13 protein-coding genes and 1 pseudogene are annotated in these 15,258 nt (G+C 72.8%); 8 read left to right on the top strand and 6 right to left on the bottom strand.

Annotated elements, in window-relative coordinates; all coding sequences use genetic code 11:
• Positions 1-116 precede the first annotated feature (116 nt).
• Positions 117-749: a MerR family transcriptional regulator gene (locus ABT342_RS09410; RefSeq protein ID WP_351569406.1), complete on the top strand. Its 633-nt coding sequence runs from the start codon at positions 117-119 to the stop codon at positions 747-749.
• 254 nt (positions 750-1,003) lie between these two features.
• Here ABT342_RS09410 and ABT342_RS09405 read toward each other — a convergent pair whose 3' ends face one another.
• Positions 1,004-1,846, bottom strand: a complete 843-nt coding sequence (locus tag ABT342_RS09405; RefSeq protein ID WP_351569403.1) for a siderophore-interacting protein — start codon at positions 1,844-1,846, stop codon at positions 1,004-1,006.
• 44 nt (positions 1,847-1,890) lie between these two features.
• A complete protein-coding gene (locus tag ABT342_RS09400; RefSeq protein ID WP_351569648.1) occupies positions 1,891-2,805 on the bottom strand; it encodes a 5'-3' exonuclease in 915 nt (304 codons plus the stop codon).
• 319 nt (positions 2,806-3,124) lie between these two features.
• Here ABT342_RS09400 and ABT342_RS09395 point away from each other — a divergent pair, with 319 nt between their 5' ends.
• The 4 genes from ABT342_RS09395 to ABT342_RS09380 all read left to right on the top strand — a co-directional run bounded on the left by ABT342_RS09395 (position 3,125) and on the right by ABT342_RS09380 (position 8,526).
• Positions 3,125-4,309 (top strand): quaternary amine ABC transporter ATP-binding protein, encoded by a 1,185-nt coding sequence (locus ABT342_RS09395; RefSeq protein WP_351569400.1) that lies wholly within the window; start codon positions 3,125-3,127, stop codon positions 4,307-4,309.
• Entirely contained in the window at positions 4,302-6,923 is a 2,622-nt protein-coding gene (locus ABT342_RS09390; RefSeq protein ID WP_351569397.1) for an ABC transporter permease/substrate binding protein, read from the top strand. Before ABT342_RS09395 ends, ABT342_RS09390 begins: the two co-directional genes overlap by 8 nt.
• A gap of 146 nt (positions 6,924-7,069) precedes the next feature.
• Positions 7,070-7,621, top strand: coding sequence for a helix-turn-helix domain-containing protein (locus ABT342_RS09385; RefSeq protein ID WP_351569394.1), 552 nt, complete (start codon positions 7,070-7,072; stop codon positions 7,619-7,621).
• A 200-nt stretch (positions 7,622-7,821) separates the two neighbouring features.
• On the top strand, positions 7,822-8,526 hold the full coding sequence (locus ABT342_RS09380) for a helical backbone metal receptor (RefSeq protein WP_351569391.1): 705 nt from the start codon (positions 7,822-7,824) through the stop codon (positions 8,524-8,526).
• Here the strand turns inward: ABT342_RS09380 and ABT342_RS09375 are convergent.
• Positions 8,465-9,565, bottom strand: a complete 1,101-nt coding sequence (locus ABT342_RS09375) for a TDT family transporter (RefSeq protein ID WP_351569388.1) — start codon at positions 9,563-9,565, stop codon at positions 8,465-8,467. The genes ABT342_RS09380 and ABT342_RS09375 overlap by 62 nt on opposite strands.
• A 70-nt stretch (positions 9,566-9,635) precedes the next feature.
• Here ABT342_RS09375 and ABT342_RS09370 point away from each other — a divergent pair, with 70 nt between their 5' ends.
• On the top strand, positions 9,636-10,562 hold the full coding sequence (locus ABT342_RS09370) for a LysR family transcriptional regulator (protein ID WP_351569385.1): 927 nt from the start codon (positions 9,636-9,638) through the stop codon (positions 10,560-10,562).
• 289 nt (positions 10,563-10,851) lie between these two features.
• On the opposite strand, the pseudogene ABT342_RS09365 reads toward ABT342_RS09370, so the two are convergent.
• A pseudogene (locus ABT342_RS09365) lies at positions 10,852-11,145 on the bottom strand (winged helix-turn-helix domain-containing protein); the annotation flags it as partial.
• Between ABT342_RS09365 and ABT342_RS09360 the strand changes: the two are divergent.
• Positions 11,066-11,332 carry a hypothetical protein gene (locus ABT342_RS09360; protein WP_351569383.1) on the top strand — a complete coding sequence of 89 codons (267 nt, stop codon included), beginning with the start codon at positions 11,066-11,068 and terminating at the stop codon, positions 11,330-11,332. The pseudogene ABT342_RS09365 and the gene ABT342_RS09360 sit on opposite strands and share 80 nt — an antisense overlap.
• Positions 11,333-11,420: 88 nt before the next feature.
• Here the strand turns inward: ABT342_RS09360 and ABT342_RS09355 are convergent, their stop codons facing one another.
• Positions 11,421-12,440: a LacI family DNA-binding transcriptional regulator gene (locus ABT342_RS09355; protein WP_351569381.1), complete on the bottom strand. Its 1,020-nt coding sequence runs from the start codon at positions 12,438-12,440 to the stop codon at positions 11,421-11,423.
• 104 nt (positions 12,441-12,544) lie between these two features.
• Between ABT342_RS09355 and ABT342_RS09350 the strand changes: the two genes are divergently transcribed.
• Entirely contained in the window at positions 12,545-14,419 is a 1,875-nt protein-coding gene (locus ABT342_RS09350) for an amidohydrolase (protein WP_351569378.1), read from the top strand.
• A gap of 125 nt (positions 14,420-14,544) precedes the next feature.
• On the opposite strand, the gene ABT342_RS09345 is transcribed toward ABT342_RS09350, so the two are convergent.
• Complete coding sequence (locus ABT342_RS09345) at positions 14,545-15,234, bottom strand: gamma-glutamyl-gamma-aminobutyrate hydrolase family protein (protein ID WP_351569375.1); 690 nt, start codon at positions 15,232-15,234, stop codon at positions 14,545-14,547.
• Positions 15,235-15,258 lie beyond the last annotated feature (24 nt).

The following is a 15,258-nucleotide window of genomic DNA, read 5'->3' as shown; positions in this document are numbered from 1 at the left end:
AAGCAGGCATGAAGTACCCCCATGTGTGGAATGGATAGTGGAACTCTCCGCTATCCGATAGCGACACTATCTATGATGGGGGCGGACTTGGCAAGAAGGGGACAGGTGAACGAGCGGTGCGTATTGGCGAGTTGAGCCGCAGGACCGGGGTGCCGGTGCCGACGATCAAGTACTACGTCCGGGAGGGGCTGCTCCCGGCGGGCGAGCTGAGCAGCCCCAACCAGGCGAGCTACGGCCCCGGGCACGAACGGCGATTGCGGCTGATCCGTGCGCTGCTGGAAGTGGGAGGGCTGTCGCTCGCGGCGATCGGCGAGGTGCTGTCGGCGGTCGACGACAAGGAGCAGCCGGTGCACAAGCTGCTCGGGGTGGTGGCGAACCGGCTGGTGCCGGGGGGTGCGGGGGAGGAGGACGAGGAGACGGACCTGGCACGCGAGGAGGTCGCCCGCCTCATCGAGGCCCGCGGCTGGAACACCTCGGCCAGCAGCCCGGCGGGGGAGGCCTTGGCGGGAGCCCTGGCCGCGCTGGCGCGAGTCGGCCACGCGGACTTCGCCTCGGTGCTCGACGTGTACGCCGACGCGGCGGAACGGGTCGCGGCGGCCGACCTGGCGTACGTCGGGCGACGGGGGGCCGCGAGGGAGGGGATGGTGGAGAGCGTGGTCGTCGGGACGGTGCTGGGGGACGCGATGCTGGCCTCGCTGCGGCGGCTGGCCCAGACGGACGCGTCGTCCCGCACGTACGGGAGGAGCTAGCCGGCCCCGGGGTCCCGCGCTCCGGGCGCGCGCGCCCGTGGCCCGGGCCCGCCCGTGCGGGCGGGACCGGGGTGTGCGCGTCCCCGTGTGGTGGGTTGGGCGGTGTCGGCGGCCGCGGGTCGGTCGACAAAGCCCGTGCGCCCGGGGCCCCGTGGCACGCCGGACCGGGTGGGCCGCGGACCCATGGATCACGCCGGACTGGGGCGCGCCCGGGGACCCCCGGATCGCGAGGGGCCTGGGCGCGCCCGGGGGGCCTAGTCCTGGGGCTCCTGTTCGCGTTCCACCTGGGCGTTCCAGTCGCGCTTGATCGCGCGCCAGGCCTCGTCCGACTTGCCCAGGCGCCAGTAGCCCGAGATCGAGAGGCGCGCCAGCGGGACCCCGCGGTCCAGGCGGAGGTGGCGGCGGAGGTCCTTCACGGCCCCCGCCTCGCCGTGGACGAACGCGTGGACGTCACCGGGCGGGAAAGCGAGGTCGCGGACCGCCGTGATCAGGGCCTCGCCGACCGCCCGGTCCCCCCGGTGCAGCCAGGTCACCGTCACACCGTCCGGCGTCGTGATCTTCTGCTCCTCCGCGGGCCCGGCCACCTCCACGAACGCGTGGACCACCGCGCCCGTCGGCATCTGCTCCAGGGCCGCCGCGATCGCCGGCAGCGCGCTCTCGTCGCCCGCCAGCAGGTGCCAGTCGGCTGCCGGGTCGGGGGCGTAACCCCCGCCGGGGCCCAGCAGCCGAATCGTCTCGCCCGGCTGGACGCGCGCCGCCCACGGCCCGGCGAGGCCCTCGTCCCCGTGCACCACGAAGTCGATGACGAGCTCGCGGTGCGCCGGGTCCCAGGCCCGCACCGTGTACGTACGCGTGGTGGGCCACTGCTCGCGGGGGAACTCCTCGCGGATCCGGCCCATGTCGAAGGGCTCGGGGTACGTCACCCCGGGCGCCGGAAAGACCAGCTTCACGTACGCGTCCGTGGATCCGTCCGTCGCGAACCCCGAGAGCCCCTCCCCGCCGAGGGCGACGCGCACCATGTGCGGGGTGAGCCGCTCCGTACGCACCACTCGGGCTTCGTGGGCCTGCGGTGCCTTGCGGGCGGGCGAGTCTGCCACGGCGGTCTCCCTCATCGGTCCGATACTTAGGCTTGCCTAAGTTATCAGCCCCGGGCCTTGAGCTCCACGAGCAAGCGCTGCACCGCACGCCCCAGCCCCCACTGAGCCGCCAGGTCCTCCAGCCGCTGCGGATCACGCGCCTCCGTGGGCAGCGCGGGGTCGAAGGCCGGCAGCGGTACGTCCCCGGCCACCCGGACCACCTTGGGCGCGACCGCCACGTAGTCCCGCGCCTCGTCCAGCCGCTTGCGCTGTGACGGGGTCAGCTTCGCCTTCGGGTCGTCGACGGCGGCCATGATCCCCGCCAGGTCCCCGAACGCCTCCAGCAGCTTGGCCGCCGTCTTCTCGCCGATGCCGGGCACCCCCGGCAGTCCGTCGCTCGGATCCCCGCGCAGCAGCGCCAGATCGGCGTACCCCGGCCCGTCCACCCCGTACTTCTCCCGCAGCGCGGCCTCGTCCGTGGTCTGCATCATCCCGACGCCCTTCAGCGGATACAGCACGCGCACACCCCGCGCGTCGTCCACCAGCTGGTACAGATCCCGGTCGCCCGTGACGATGTCCACCGGCCCCGCCGCCCGTCCGGCGAGCGTGCCGATGACGTCGTCCGCCTCGTACCCCGCGACGCCGACACGCGCGATGCCCAGCGCGTCCAGCACCTCCTCGATGATCGGCACCTGCGGCGACAGCGTGTCCGGGATCTCCTCCTCGTCGGGGAGCCCCGCCTCGGTCTCCACGGCCACCCGGTGCGCCTTGTACGTCGGGATCAGATCGACCCGCCACTGCGGCCGCCAGTCGGCGTCCATGCAGGCCACGAGCTCGTCGGGCTGGTGGTCCTGGACCAGCCTGGTGATGAACTCGAGCAGCCCGCGCACCGCGTTGACCGGGGTGCCGTCGGGTGCGCGCACGGAGTCGGGGACCCCGAAATAGGCGCGGAAGTAGAGGGAAGCGGTGTCGAGGAGCATCAGGCGTCGCGTCACAGTCAGATCATGCCGCACCCCACTGACAGCGACATGGACCAGCCACCCGAGGCGGCAACCGTCAGCCCTCGAAGCCGCGACCGCCGACGCCACCGGCAGTCTCCCGAAGCGGAAACCGGCACCCCGCGTGAGCTGCCTCACCTTTCCGTTTGCCCCTACTGGACCCGGGCAGGCGCGAACCCGGAGCGGACCCCCTTGTGTCTCTGACCAGCGCAAACCCGGGGACGCGGGCCGAACCCGCCCGCTTCACGGTCCGCCTCGGCGGGGGATGCGGGCCGTTCTCGGTACAACGCGTGAGGTTTATGTGTCCAGGCTGCAAGCCGAACACCTCTACAAGGTGTTCGGTAAACGACCCGACGAGGCGGTACGGAAGCTCGAAAGCGGCGCCGGCCGCGACGAACTCCGTGCCGACGGAACGACCGCAGCGGTGATCGACGCTTCCTTCACCGTCGAGCCCGGTCAGATCTTCGTCGTCATGGGTCTCTCCGGTTCCGGCAAGTCCACCCTGCTGCGCATGCTCAACGGACTCCTGGAGCCGACCGCCGGACGCGTCCTCTACGACGGTCAGGACCTCACCACGCTGAGCGCCCGCGACCTGCGTACCGTGCGCTCCACCAAGATCAGCATGGTCTTCCAGCACTTCGCGCTGTTCCCGCACCGCAGCGTGCTGGAGAACGCCGCCTACGGCCTCGAGGTGCAGGGCGTCCCCCGCGCCGAGCGCGAGAAGCGCGCCACCGAGGCCCTGGAGCTGGCGGGCCTCGCGGGCTGGGAGAACTCCTGGCCCGACGAACTCTCCGGCGGTATGCAGCAGCGCGTCGGCCTGGCCCGCGCGCTCGCCACCGACGCGGACCTGCTCCTGATGGACGAGTCCTTCAGCGCCCTCGACCCGCTGATCCGCCGCGATATGCAGGACCAGCTGCTGGAACTCCAGAAGCGGCTCAAGAAGACCATCGTCTTCATCACCCACGACCTCAACGAGGCCATGCGCCTCGGTGACCGGATCGCGGTGATGCGGGACGGCAGGATCGTCCAGCTCGGCACCGCCGAGGACATCCTCGTCACGCCCGCGAACGACTACGTCGCCTCCTTCACCCAGGACGTCGACCGCTCGCGCGTCCTCACCGCCGGCGCGATCATGGCCGAGCCGGAGAGCGCGTACGGCACCAGGACGGACAGCGGCAAGGAGCTGCGTACCGCCGAGGACGTACTCGCGGCGGCGCCCGCCGTCGTCCGTGCCGGGACCCCGGTCATCGAACTGTTCACGCCCTGCTCCACCAGCGGCGTCGCGGTCGCCGTCACCGACGGCGAGGGTGAGCTCATCGGTGTCGTACCGCGCGCCCGGCTGCTCGCCGTCCTCGGCGAGCCCATGACGCCGGAGATCCCCGCGCAGCAGACCACCGCCGCCGACGCGTCGGCCGACGCGGACGACGCGGACCCCACCTCGGCTGAGAAGGCCGACAGCGCCGACAAGGCGGTGGCCCGTGCCTAGGCTCCATCTCGGTGACTGGATCGACAGCGGCGTCAACTGGCTCCAGGCTCACCTCTCCTTCCTCTTCGACGCCATCAGCAAGATCGTCACCGGCATGTACGACGGCATCGGCGCCGTGCTCTCGGCGCCCGAGCCGCTGCTCTTCGCCGGCATCCTCGCCGTCGTCGCCTGGTGGCTGCGCGGTCTGCTCGCGGGCGGGCTGGCCTTCGCCGGATTCGCCCTGATCGACTCGATCGAGCTGTGGGACGACGCCATGTCGACCCTCTCCCTCGTCCTCGTCGCCACGATCGTCACCCTCGCGATCGCGGTCCCGCTCGGCATCTGGGCCTCCCGCTCCAAGGCCGTCAGCGCGGTGACCCGCCCGGTCCTGGACTTCATGCAGACCATGCCGGCGATGGTCTATCTGATCCCCGGCATCATCTTCTTCGGGGTCGGAGTGGTCCCCGGGATCATCGCCACCATCGTCTTCGCCCTGCCGCCCGGCGTCCGGATGACCGAGCTCGGCATCCGCCAGGTCGACAAGGAGCTGGTGGAGGCCGCCGAGGCGTTCGGCACGACCCCGCGCAGCACCCTCCTCCGCGTGCAGCTGCCCCTCGCGCTGCCCACGATCATGGCCGGTATCAACCAGGTCATCATGCTGGGCCTGTCGATGGTCGTCATCGCCGGAATGGTCGGCGGCGGCGGTCTCGGCGGCGCCGTCTACCGCGCCATCGGCAACGTGGACATCGGTCTCGGCTTCGAGGCGGGCATCTCCATCGTCATCCTGGCCATGTACCTGGACCGGATGACCGGCGCGCTCGGCCGTCAGGTCTCGCCGCTCGGCCGCCGCGCCCTCGCCAAGGCGAAGGCCATGAGCGGCGGGCTGAAGATCTGGGACTACCGCCCCCAGCCCGTCGTCGCCGTCGCCGGCGTCGTGGCGCTCTCGCTCGTCGCGGGCGCGATGGGCGTCTTCGGCGGCGACAGGTCCGCCACTGCCTCCGACGCCACGAACGTCGGCCAGGGCAAGAAGATCTCCATCGGCTACATCCCCTGGGACGAGGGCATCGCCTCCACCTTCCTCTGGAAGGAACTGCTGGAGCAGCGCGGCTTCGAGGTCGACGCCAAGCAGCTGGAGGCGGGCTCGCTCTACACCGGCCTCGCCGGCGGCCAGATCGACTTCCAGACCGACTCCTGGCTGCCCGTGACCCACGCCCAGTACTGGGCGAAGTACAAGAACGACCTCGAGGACCTGGGCTCCTGGTACGGCCCGACGTCCCTTGAGCTGTCCGTCCCCTCGTACATGAAGGGCATCGACTCCCTGGAGGACCTCAAGGGCAAGTCGTCCACCTTCAAGGGCCGCATCATCGGCATCGAGCCGAGCGCCGGAATGATGGGCATCCTCAAGGACAAGGTCCTCAAGGAGTACGGCCTCGAAGGCGAGTACGAGGTCGTCGACGGCTCCACGCCCGGCATGCTGGCCGAGCTGAAGCGCGCGTACGACAAGAAGGAGCCCGTCGTCACGACCCTGTGGTCGCCGCACTGGGCCTACAGCACGTACGACCTGAAGAAGCTCAAGGACCCCAAGGGCACCTGGGGCAAGGGCGACGGCGTGCACACCCTGGCCCGTAAGGGCTTCTCCGCCGAGAACCCGCAGGTCGGCAAGTGGCTCAAGAGCTTCAAGATGACCGAGCAGCAGCTCACCGGTCTTGAGGCGAAGATCCAGCAGACCGGCAAGGGCAAGGAGCAGGAGGCCGTCCGCGCCTGGCTGAAGGACAACCCGGGCCTCGCCGACAAGTGGACCCCGGTCGCCGAGGCCGCCAGGTCCGCCGACGGCAAGGACGAGCGCGAGCGCGCGCTGAACGTCGCCTGGTTCCCGTGGGAGGAGGACATCGCCGCCACCTATCTGTGGAAGGCCGTCCTCGAGGAGCGCGGCTACAAGATGAACCTCAAGCAGTTCGAGGTCGGCCCCATGTACACCGCCCTGTCCCGCGGCCAGATCGACGTCCAGTTCGACGGCTGGCTGCCCAGTACGCAGAAGAAGTACTGGGACAAGTACGGTGACCAGCTCACCGACATCGGCTCCTGGTACGGGCCCACCTCCCTGGAGATCGCCGTCCCGTCGTACGTCAAGGGCGTCGACTCCCTCGACGACCTCAAGGGACGCGGGGGCGAGTTCAAGGGCCGGATCGTCGGCATCGAGCCCGGTACCGAGACGATGAACATCCTGAAGAACAAGGTCCTGCCCGGCTACGGCCTGGACAAGGAGTTCAAGGTCGTCGACAGCTCCACGCCCGGCATGCTCGCCGAGCTGAAGCGCGCGTACGCGAAGAAGGAGCCGGTGGCGGTCATGCTGTGGACCCCGCACTGGGCCTACGACGAGTACGGCCTGACCAAGCTGAAGGACCCCAGGAAGCTGTTCGGCGAGGGCGACCGGATCCACACCGTCGCCAGCAAGGACTTCCCGAAGCAGTACCCGCAGCTGACCAAGTGGTTCAAGGACTTCAAGCTCGACGAGAACCAGCTCGCCAGCCTGGAGAACGAGATCCAGAAGCGCGGCACGGGTCACGAGGAAGAAGCCGTGAAGGTCTGGATGGAGAAGAACCCGGGCATCGTGGACCGGCTGGCGCCGCAGTAGGGCGCACGTAGAGCTATTTCCCTCCCCCCACAGGTCAGGGCCCCGTCACTTCTCGTGGCGGGGCCCTGACCGGTTACGTCTGTGACAACTGTACGAATCTGCGGCCCGAATCTGCGTAAGGTACAGGAAGGAGGGAGGGAGCAGTGATGGACGACAAGGAAACACTCCGTGTCGGCTCGGCCATCCGCAGACGGCGCCGGGCCCTGGACCTCACGCTCGCCGCCGTCGCCGCGCGCAGCGGCCTGTCCGTGCCCTTCCTCAGCCAGATCGAGAACGAACGCGCCCGCCCCAGCATGCGCTCGCTCCAGCGCGTCGCCGACGCCCTGGAGACCAGCGCCGTCGAACTGCTCTCCGCCGCGGACTCGGCACGCACCGTCGACGTCGTACGGGCGGACGAAGGCGGGCCCTCGACAGCTCCGAGCGTACGCACCCTCGTGCGCGGCCACCACCAGCTGCACGCAGTGGAGGTCACTGGCGAACAGGACGCCGGGCGGGAGTACCAGCACCGCAACGACGAGCTGATGTACGTGGCCGAGGGCGCCGTGGAGGTCGAAGCCGAAGGCCGTGCGTACCGCCTGGAGAAGGGCGACACGTTGCATCTGTCCGGGGGAGTACGCCACCGCTGGCGCGCGACGCTCCCCGGTACCCGGCTCCTCGTCGTCGCCGTCGCCGACCACGCCGAGGTGGCGGGGCCGTGAGGCCCCCGGCGAGTGAGCCGAAGGGGCGCGCGGGCGTCGAAAGGGAGTGGGGGCACCTCCCAGCGGTAGCTGGGGGAGCGCGGAGGCCGCGAGGAACGAGCGGTCGAGCACGATCGACCGTCGACGCACGCATAAGCGCCCCGGTGGGGGTCCCCCCGGCCGGAGGCCAGGGGGAGAACCGAGCCGCTAAAAGAAGAAGAGTGGTCTCCCTCGTACCGTCCCTGACCGAGGCGATCGCCGTCGGCGCGCCCGGACTGCTCGTCGGTGTCACCGACTGGTGCACCCGTCCCGCCGGGCTCGACGCCGCCCGGATCGGCGGCACGAAGAATCCCGACGTCGCCGCGATCGCGGCGCTGCGGCCCGACCTCGTGATCGCCAACGAGGAGGAGAACCGGGCCCCCGATCTGGCCGCGCTGCGCGCCGCAGGCCTCGACGTACTGGTCACCGAGGTGCGGACGCTGCCGCAGGCGTTCACCGAACTGGAGCGTGTGCTGCGGGCGTGCGGGCTGTCCCGGCCGGGCTGGCTCGACGACGCGGAGGCCGCCTGGTCCGCGGTCGGACCGTTCGGACCGGACGAGACACGGCGCGCGGTCGTCCCGATCTGGCGGCGGCCCTGGATGGTGCTCGGCAGCGACACCTTCGCCGGGGACGTGCTGGCCCGCCTCGGCGTCGAGAACGTCTACGCGACGCACCCGGACAGGTATCCCCGTATCCCGCTGGACGAACTGAACGCGGCGGGCGCCGACCTCGTCGTCCTGCCCGACGAGCCGTACCGCTTCACCGCGGACGACGGGCCGGAGGCGTTCCCCGGGCTGCCCGCGGCCCTCGTCGACGGACGGATGCTCACCTGGTACGGGCCGTCGCTGGCAGCGGCGCCCGCGGCGCTGCGAGCAGCACTCCGCTGACCAGCCCGCGCAGCGTACGGAGCCCGGCCACGGCCCAGGCGGCGACGAGGAGCCCGTACAGCCCCGTCGCGAGCCAGCTCAGGGCCCACAGGCCGGTGTGCGTGGCGAGCCCGGCCGCCCCCGTGACGCACGTACCGACCGGGAAGGTGAACGCCCACCACGTCATCGCGAACGGCATCCCCTCGCGGGCCGCGCGCAGCACCATGGCCCCGGCCAGGGCCAGCCACAGCAGCGCGAAACCCATCACCGGGACGCCGTAGACCACCGCGAACGCGGCGAGGGCGGTCGGGTACGGGGCGGGGAGGGCGAGTGGCGCCACGTCGGCCAGGTTGCCGACGGCGGTCGTGGACTGGCCCAGCGGGCCGAGGACCAGGAACAGCGTCGGGGTGAGGGCGAGCGGCAGCGGGCCGTGGTGGACCAGCCGGGAGAAGAGCAGCGGCAGGACCGTCAGCACCGCGAGCGTGCTCAGCCCGAACAGGGCGTAGCAGGCCAGCAGCATCGCCTCCCGCCACTGCCCGGCGGGCAGATGGGGCATCAGCAGCGGGCCGGTCGTCGCCGCCACCATCGGCGCGACGACCGGCAGCAGCCACACGGGGGAGGCGGTGCCGGGGGCCGGCCTGTGGTGCGTGATCATCAGATACGGGATCGCCACGGCGGCGACGAGTCCGATGGTGGCCCCGGCGGCGAACAGGGCGGCCCCCGTGGCGGTGGCCGCCCGCGCGCCGATCACCTCGCCGCCGAACGTGAGGGTGCCGGCGGCGACCGAGGTCAGCGCCATGGACAGACAGCCGTAGAACGGGGCGACCGTCGGGTCGAGGAGATCGGCGCGGGCCTGGTCGCGGTGGTGGATCCAGTGCCCCGCCCGTGCCGTCAGCACGGCCGCCAGCATCAGTAGGGACAGCGCCCACACGGCCGTGCACGCCGTGCGCAGCTCCGGGGACTGCGCCGGGAGGGCCGTACCGGCGTTGGCCACGATGGCGGTGCCCATGACGGTGGCGTACCAGTTCGGGCCGACATGGCGGAGTGCGGGGACGATCATGAAGCCACTCTCGCCGCCCGCGCCCCCTCCCACCAGGGCCTTCTGCCCTATGCCCACATAAGCTGGCTTTATGAGTGAAGAGCAACGGCGTCCGCTGGCGGGGCGCGTGCCCGACCTCGGCGCACTGGAACTGCTGCTGGCCGTCGCCCGGCACGGCAGCCTCGGGCGGGCGGCGCGAGAGCTGGGCATCACGCAGCCGGCCGCGAGCAGCCGTATCCGCTCCATGGAACGGCAGCTCGGCGTCGCCCTGCTCGACCGCTCACCGCGCGGCTCCCGGCTCACCGACGCGGGCGCGCTCGTCACCGACTGGGCGGGGCGGATCGTGGAGGCGGCCGAGGCCTTCGACGCGGGCGCGCAGGCACTGCGCGACCAGCGCGACCTGCGGCTGCGGGTGGCGGCGTCGATGACCATCGCCGAGTACCTGCTGCCGGGCTGGCTGATCGCGCTGCGCGCGGCGCGCCCCGGCACCGCCGTCTCGCTGTTCGCCGGGAACTCCGCCGCCGTGGCGCAGCGGCTGCTCGCCGGTGAGGCCGACCTCGGCTTCGTGGAGGGCCTCGCGGTGCCGGACGGCCTGGACGGGACGGTCATCGCCCGCGACCGGCTGGCCGTCGTCGCGGCCCCGACCCACCCGTGGGCCCGCCGCCGCTCGGCCCCGGCCCCGGCGGAGCTGGCCGCGACCCCGCTGATCCTGCGCGAGCGCGGCTCGGGCACGCGGCAGGTCCTCGACTCCGCGCTCGCCGCGTACGGGGGCCTCGCGGAGCCGCTGCTCGAACTCGCCTCCACCACGGCGGTGAAGTCCGCGGCGGTCAGCGGCGCCGGACCGGCGGTCCTCAGCGAACTGGCGATCGCGGACGAACTCTCCGCGCGCCGCCTCGTCCGCGTCCCGGTCGAGGGCGTCGCCCTCCACCGCGACCTCCGCGCGGTCTGGCCCCACGGCCCCCGCCCGGCGGGCCCGGCGCGCGACCTGCTGTCGCTGACGCGGAGGAGGCCTGGGTGAGGGTTCAGGGGGGACCGGGAGGTCGGCGGGGCCGGGCCCCATGGCCCCCGTGTGCGGCGGGCCCGGCGCGTGACCTGCTGTCGCGGGGGGCGTCGGGGTGAATCTCCGGGGGGAGTCGGCGGGGCCGGGCCCCACGGCCCGTGTCCGGCCGGCCCGGCGCGTGATCTGCTGTCGCGGGGGGCGTCGGGGTGAATCTCCGGGGGGAGTCGGCGGGGCCGGGCCCCATGGCCCCTGTCCGGTCGGCCCGGCGAGAGACCGCTGTCGCCGGCCCGGGGAACGTCGGGATGAGTCAGACGGTCGGAGCGTCGGCGATGCGATAGCCCACCCCGGGCGTCGTCGTGATCACCGGCGGGCCGCCCAGCGTGCGGCGCAACCGGCCGACGGTGACGGTCACCGTGTTGGTGAACGGGTCGGCGTTCTCGTCCCACACCTGTTCCAGGAGGTCCTCGGCGCTCAGGAAGCCCGGACTGGCGCGCAGCAGCGCCTCCAGGACGGCGAACTCCTTGACGGACAGCTCCAGCGGGCGGCCGTCGCGGACGGCGGTCCGGCGTACCGGGTCGAGTTCGAGGCCGGCGGCGCGCAGCCAGCAGACCCTCGTCGAACCCCCGCAGGTCGTCGCACACTACGCGCCCTCCACCGGATACTTCCCGCTTCCGTGGTGGGCCGGGATCGCCGTGCTGTGCGCGTACGCGGTGCTGCTTCTGGGGCTCGCTCTGAAGCGCCTGCCGCAGAGCGATGCACGGGCCGGGCAACCGGTGGACTGGAGGTGACTCCTGACGGCGCGGGAGCCCGCGAGCTCCCGCGCCGTGACCGTGGGCTGCCGGAACGCGGCGACGTGGCACTCGGCGACCCCGACCGTCACTCCCCCCGAACCCGAACCGCCCCCGTCGTGAGGCCACGGGCCACGCCGCCGGACGACGCGCGGACCTCCAGCCTGGCGGGGACGACGGACGGGTCCGCGAGGCTTTCGGGGGTCTCGATCAGGTCCACCAGTTTCCCGACGGCTGCGGCGGTCGTCAGCTCCGGGACCAGCGACACCGTCGAGACCGGCGGGGCCGTACGGGCGTAGCCGGGGTCCTCGCTGGCGCAGACCAGCAGCAGATCGTCCGGTACCCGCAGGCCGAGCCGGGCCGCCGCGGCCAGGAGCTGGTGGCCGCACGGGTCGTAGAGGCCGTGGACCGCGTCCGGGCGGCCCGCGCCCGACAGCAGCGGATCCAGCATCCGGCCGTCGGCGTCGTCGAAGTCCAGCGGCACGATCACGGGTCGCACCGCCCGCTCGGCGCACCACGCCCGGTAGGCGGACGTGCAGGCGAGGGTGTAGTGCTCCTCGCCGGGGCCCGCCATCAGCGCGATCCGCTCGGCACCGCGCGCCGCGAGATGCCCGAGTACCTCGCGGGTCGTCGCGGCGTGGTCGTTGTCGACCCATGACTCGCGCCGCCGCAGTTCGACGGGCCGGCCGTCGAAGACCAGCGGCAGACCGCGCTCGCGCAACAGCCCGACGACGGGATCATCGGGTGGACTGTCCAGTACGACGACACCGGCCACCGGCACCGAACGCCACAGCGGCTCCCGCGCCGCCGCGGGCAGCGCGATCAGGGCGTAGCCACGGGCGTGCGCGGCTGCCGTCGCGGCACTGATGGCCCGGGCGAAGTACGGCACCGACGCGAAGTTCCAGTCGAACGGGCCGTACGTGGTGACCGCGAGGCCGAGCGTGCGCGGCGCCGCGGACGCGCCCGCGTAGTCGAGCGCCGCCGCGACGGCCCGTACGCGGGTCCGGGTCGCCTCGGACAGCCGGCCCCGGCCGCTCAGCGCGTTGGAGACCGTGGCGGTGGACACCTCGGCGGCGCGGGCGATATCGGCGATGGTCACACGGGACACGCCCGACAGCGTACGGAATCCGTCGCGACCGAACGAGTCCGCCGACGAAATCCGCCGTCAGGGATGGCTGGTGGTTAAGGGCGTAATCACCCAGGGTCACTGCCATGAACGCAGACCTCTCCCGGCGCCGCCTCATCGCCTCGGCCGGCGCGCTCGGCGTCGCCGGAGCCCTCGCCGCACCCGCCGCCACGGCCGCAGCCGCCACCGCCGCCCCGGCCAGGCGCCGCTCGGCCGCTCTCGTCATCCACCACGCCCGCGTACTGACCGGCGAACACCGGACAGCACCCCGCGAGGCCATCGCCGTCGGCCGCGACGGCACCGTCCTCGCCACCGGCAGCTCGGCAGCGCTGCGCCGCTTCATCGGACGGGACACCGACGTCATCGACGCCGGGGGAGCGACCGTCATGAGCGGCATACACGACGGACACGCCCACCCCCTCGGGGCCGGCTCCCGCTCCCTGCGCCCTTCCCTCGACGGAGCGTCACACACGGTCGCGGAGCTCCAGGAGACGCTGCGCGGTTTCCTCGCCGACAGTGCGGGCCAGGAGCCGGACGGCTGGCTCGTCGTGGAGGACTGGAACCCGATCGGACTGCTGCCCACGGGCACCGGGCCGCACCACCGCATCCTCGACGCCCTGCCGACGCGTCGCCCGATCGCCCTCGTCGGCGCCGACGGCCACAACCTCTGGGCCAACCGGCGCGCCCTCGACCTGGCGGGCATCACGGCCGCGACCCCCGACCCGCCGGGCGGCGAGATCGTCCACGACGCCGACGGCTCGCCCACCGGCGTGCTGAAGGACGACGCCCAGTCACTGATCACCCGTCACATCCCCCAGCCCACCGAGGAGCAGCTCCTGGCCGCGTGCGCCCGCGTCCTCACCGACGCGGCCGCACAGGGAATCACCACGTTCCTCGACGCCGCGACCGAGGCCGCCGACCTCGGCGTCTACACCGAGCTCGCCCGCACGGGACGGCTCCCGCAGCGCGTCGTGCCCGCGCTGCGCATCGGCGCCGACCTCGCCAAGGACCCGGCCGCGGCACTCGCGTACGCACGCGGACTGCGTGAGCGGTACGGGCAGGTCCCGGGCCTGCACTTCGGCACGGTCAAGGTCTTCCTGGACGGCGTGATCGAGTACCCGGCGCAGACCGCGGCGCTCCTCACGCCGTATCTGGACGAGCACGGGCGGCCGACCGACAACCGCGGCGACCTGCACGTCTCCGCCACGGACTACGGCGCTCTGGCGACCGTCCTCGACCGGGCCGGCTGGCAGCTGCACGCCCACGCCATCGGCGACCGCGCGGTGCGCACGGCCCTCGACGGCTACGAGACGGCGCTGCTCGCCAACGGCCGCCGCGGCAACCGCCACACGATCGCCCACCTCCAGCTCGTCGACCCCGCGGACTTCCGGCGCTTCGCGCGGCTCGGGGTGGTGGCCTGTATGCAGCTCCAGTGGGCGATGCGCGACATCTGGACGATGGAGGCGCTCCTGCCGTACATCGGCCCCCGGCGCCACCGGCTCCTCTACCCGGCGCGCAGCCTCCAGCGCCACGGCGCCGCCCTCGCGGGCGGCTCGGACTGGCCGGTGGACCCGCTGAGCACCTTCAATCAGCTCCGTACCGCGATCGACCGGGAGGGAGCGGTCGCCGGGCAGGGCGCCCTCTACCCGGAACGGGAGGGCCTCAGCCGCGCGTCCTCCCTGCACATGCACACCGCGGGCGCCGCCCGCCAACTGCGCCTGGACCACCTGACCGGCACGCTCGCCCCCGGCAAGGCGGCCGACCTGGTCCTCCTCGACCGCGACATCTCCCGCGTCCCGGTACGGGAGATCAGCGACAGCACGGTCCGCCTCACCCTGATCGGCGGCAAGCCGGCGTACGACGCGACCACCGCCCCCGCGCCACGCCGCACGGCGGCCCCCGCCACCGCCGCCGTGACGCGCCACGGAAGCCGCCACCGCGTGTGCGGCTGCACGGGCTAGGGGGTGTCCGGCGGGTCAGGCGCTCAGGGGTGTCCCGCGGGTCAGGCCGGCCTCGCCCGGTCCACCGGGACACCTCCCCAGGGGTGCCTTGTGGATCTTGCCGGGCTGATCCACCGGGACACCCCCTAGCTCCTGTCGGACGCCGCCCGTACCAGCCCGCCCATCACCCGGGTGTCGTCCGCCATCTCCGGGTGCCACTGGACGCCCAGGACCCAGGCCGGGCCGGGAAGCTCGACGGCCTCCACCGTGCCGTCCTCCGCGTGGGCCGAGACGACGAGGCCCTCGCCCAGGCGGTCCACCGCCTGGTGGTGGTACGTCGGCACCGAGGACGGCTCGGGGACCAGTGACGCGTACCGCGTCCCCGCCACCGGGGCCACCGGATGGCTGCCGAAGACGCCGACCGCCTCCGTGTGGCCCTCCATGTGCTGCACGAGCGTCCCGCCCAGCGCGACGTTCAGCAGCTGCATCCCCCGGCAGATGCCCAGCAACGGCGTACCCGACGCCAACGCCGCATCGATCAGGGCGAGTTCCCACGCGTCCCGCTCCCGCGCGGGCGGGCCGGTGCGCGGGTCGGGCTCGGCCCCGTACCGTACGGGCTCGACGTCCGGGCCGCCCGCCACCACCAGCCCGTCCAGCCGGGCCACCACGGCCGCGGCCTGCCCGGGGGCGTCCGGCGGGAGCATCGCGGCGATGCCTCCCGCCGCCTGGACGAGGCGTGGATAGCCCGCCGGGAGCAGGGCCGCGGGGAGCTCCCAGACGCCCCAGGCGGCCCGGTCCTCCAGATACGTGCTGACGCCGATGAGCGGCTGGGTCACTGCATGCCTCCGGTCACGTGAGTT

Origin of the sequence: Streptomyces sp. NPDC000410, from assembly GCF_040300305.1 — a bacterium.
Taxonomy (GTDB): domain Bacteria; phylum Actinomycetota; class Actinomycetes; order Streptomycetales; family Streptomycetaceae; genus Streptomyces.
This window is presented reverse-complemented; position numbering and strand designations above follow the sequence as displayed.

What these genes read in the sequence shown, in the direction of transcription:
- ABT342_RS09400 (WP_351569648.1), bottom strand. Translation starts at nt 2,805, where the DNA reads ATGCTCCTCGACACCGCTTCCCTCTACTTCCGCGCCTATTTCGGGGTC.
- ABT342_RS09385 (WP_351569394.1), top strand. Translation starts at nt 7,070, where the DNA reads ATGGACGACAAGGAAACACTCCGTGTCGGCTCGGCCATCCGCAGACGG.
- ABT342_RS09375 (WP_351569388.1), bottom strand. Translation starts at nt 9,565, where the DNA reads ATGATCGTCCCCGCACTCCGCCATGTCGGCCCGAACTGGTACGCCACC.
- ABT342_RS09370 (WP_351569385.1), top strand. Translation starts at nt 9,636, where the DNA reads ATGAGTGAAGAGCAACGGCGTCCGCTGGCGGGGCGCGTGCCCGACCTC.
- ABT342_RS09350 (WP_351569378.1), top strand. Translation starts at nt 12,545, where the DNA reads ATGAACGCAGACCTCTCCCGGCGCCGCCTCATCGCCTCGGCCGGCGCG.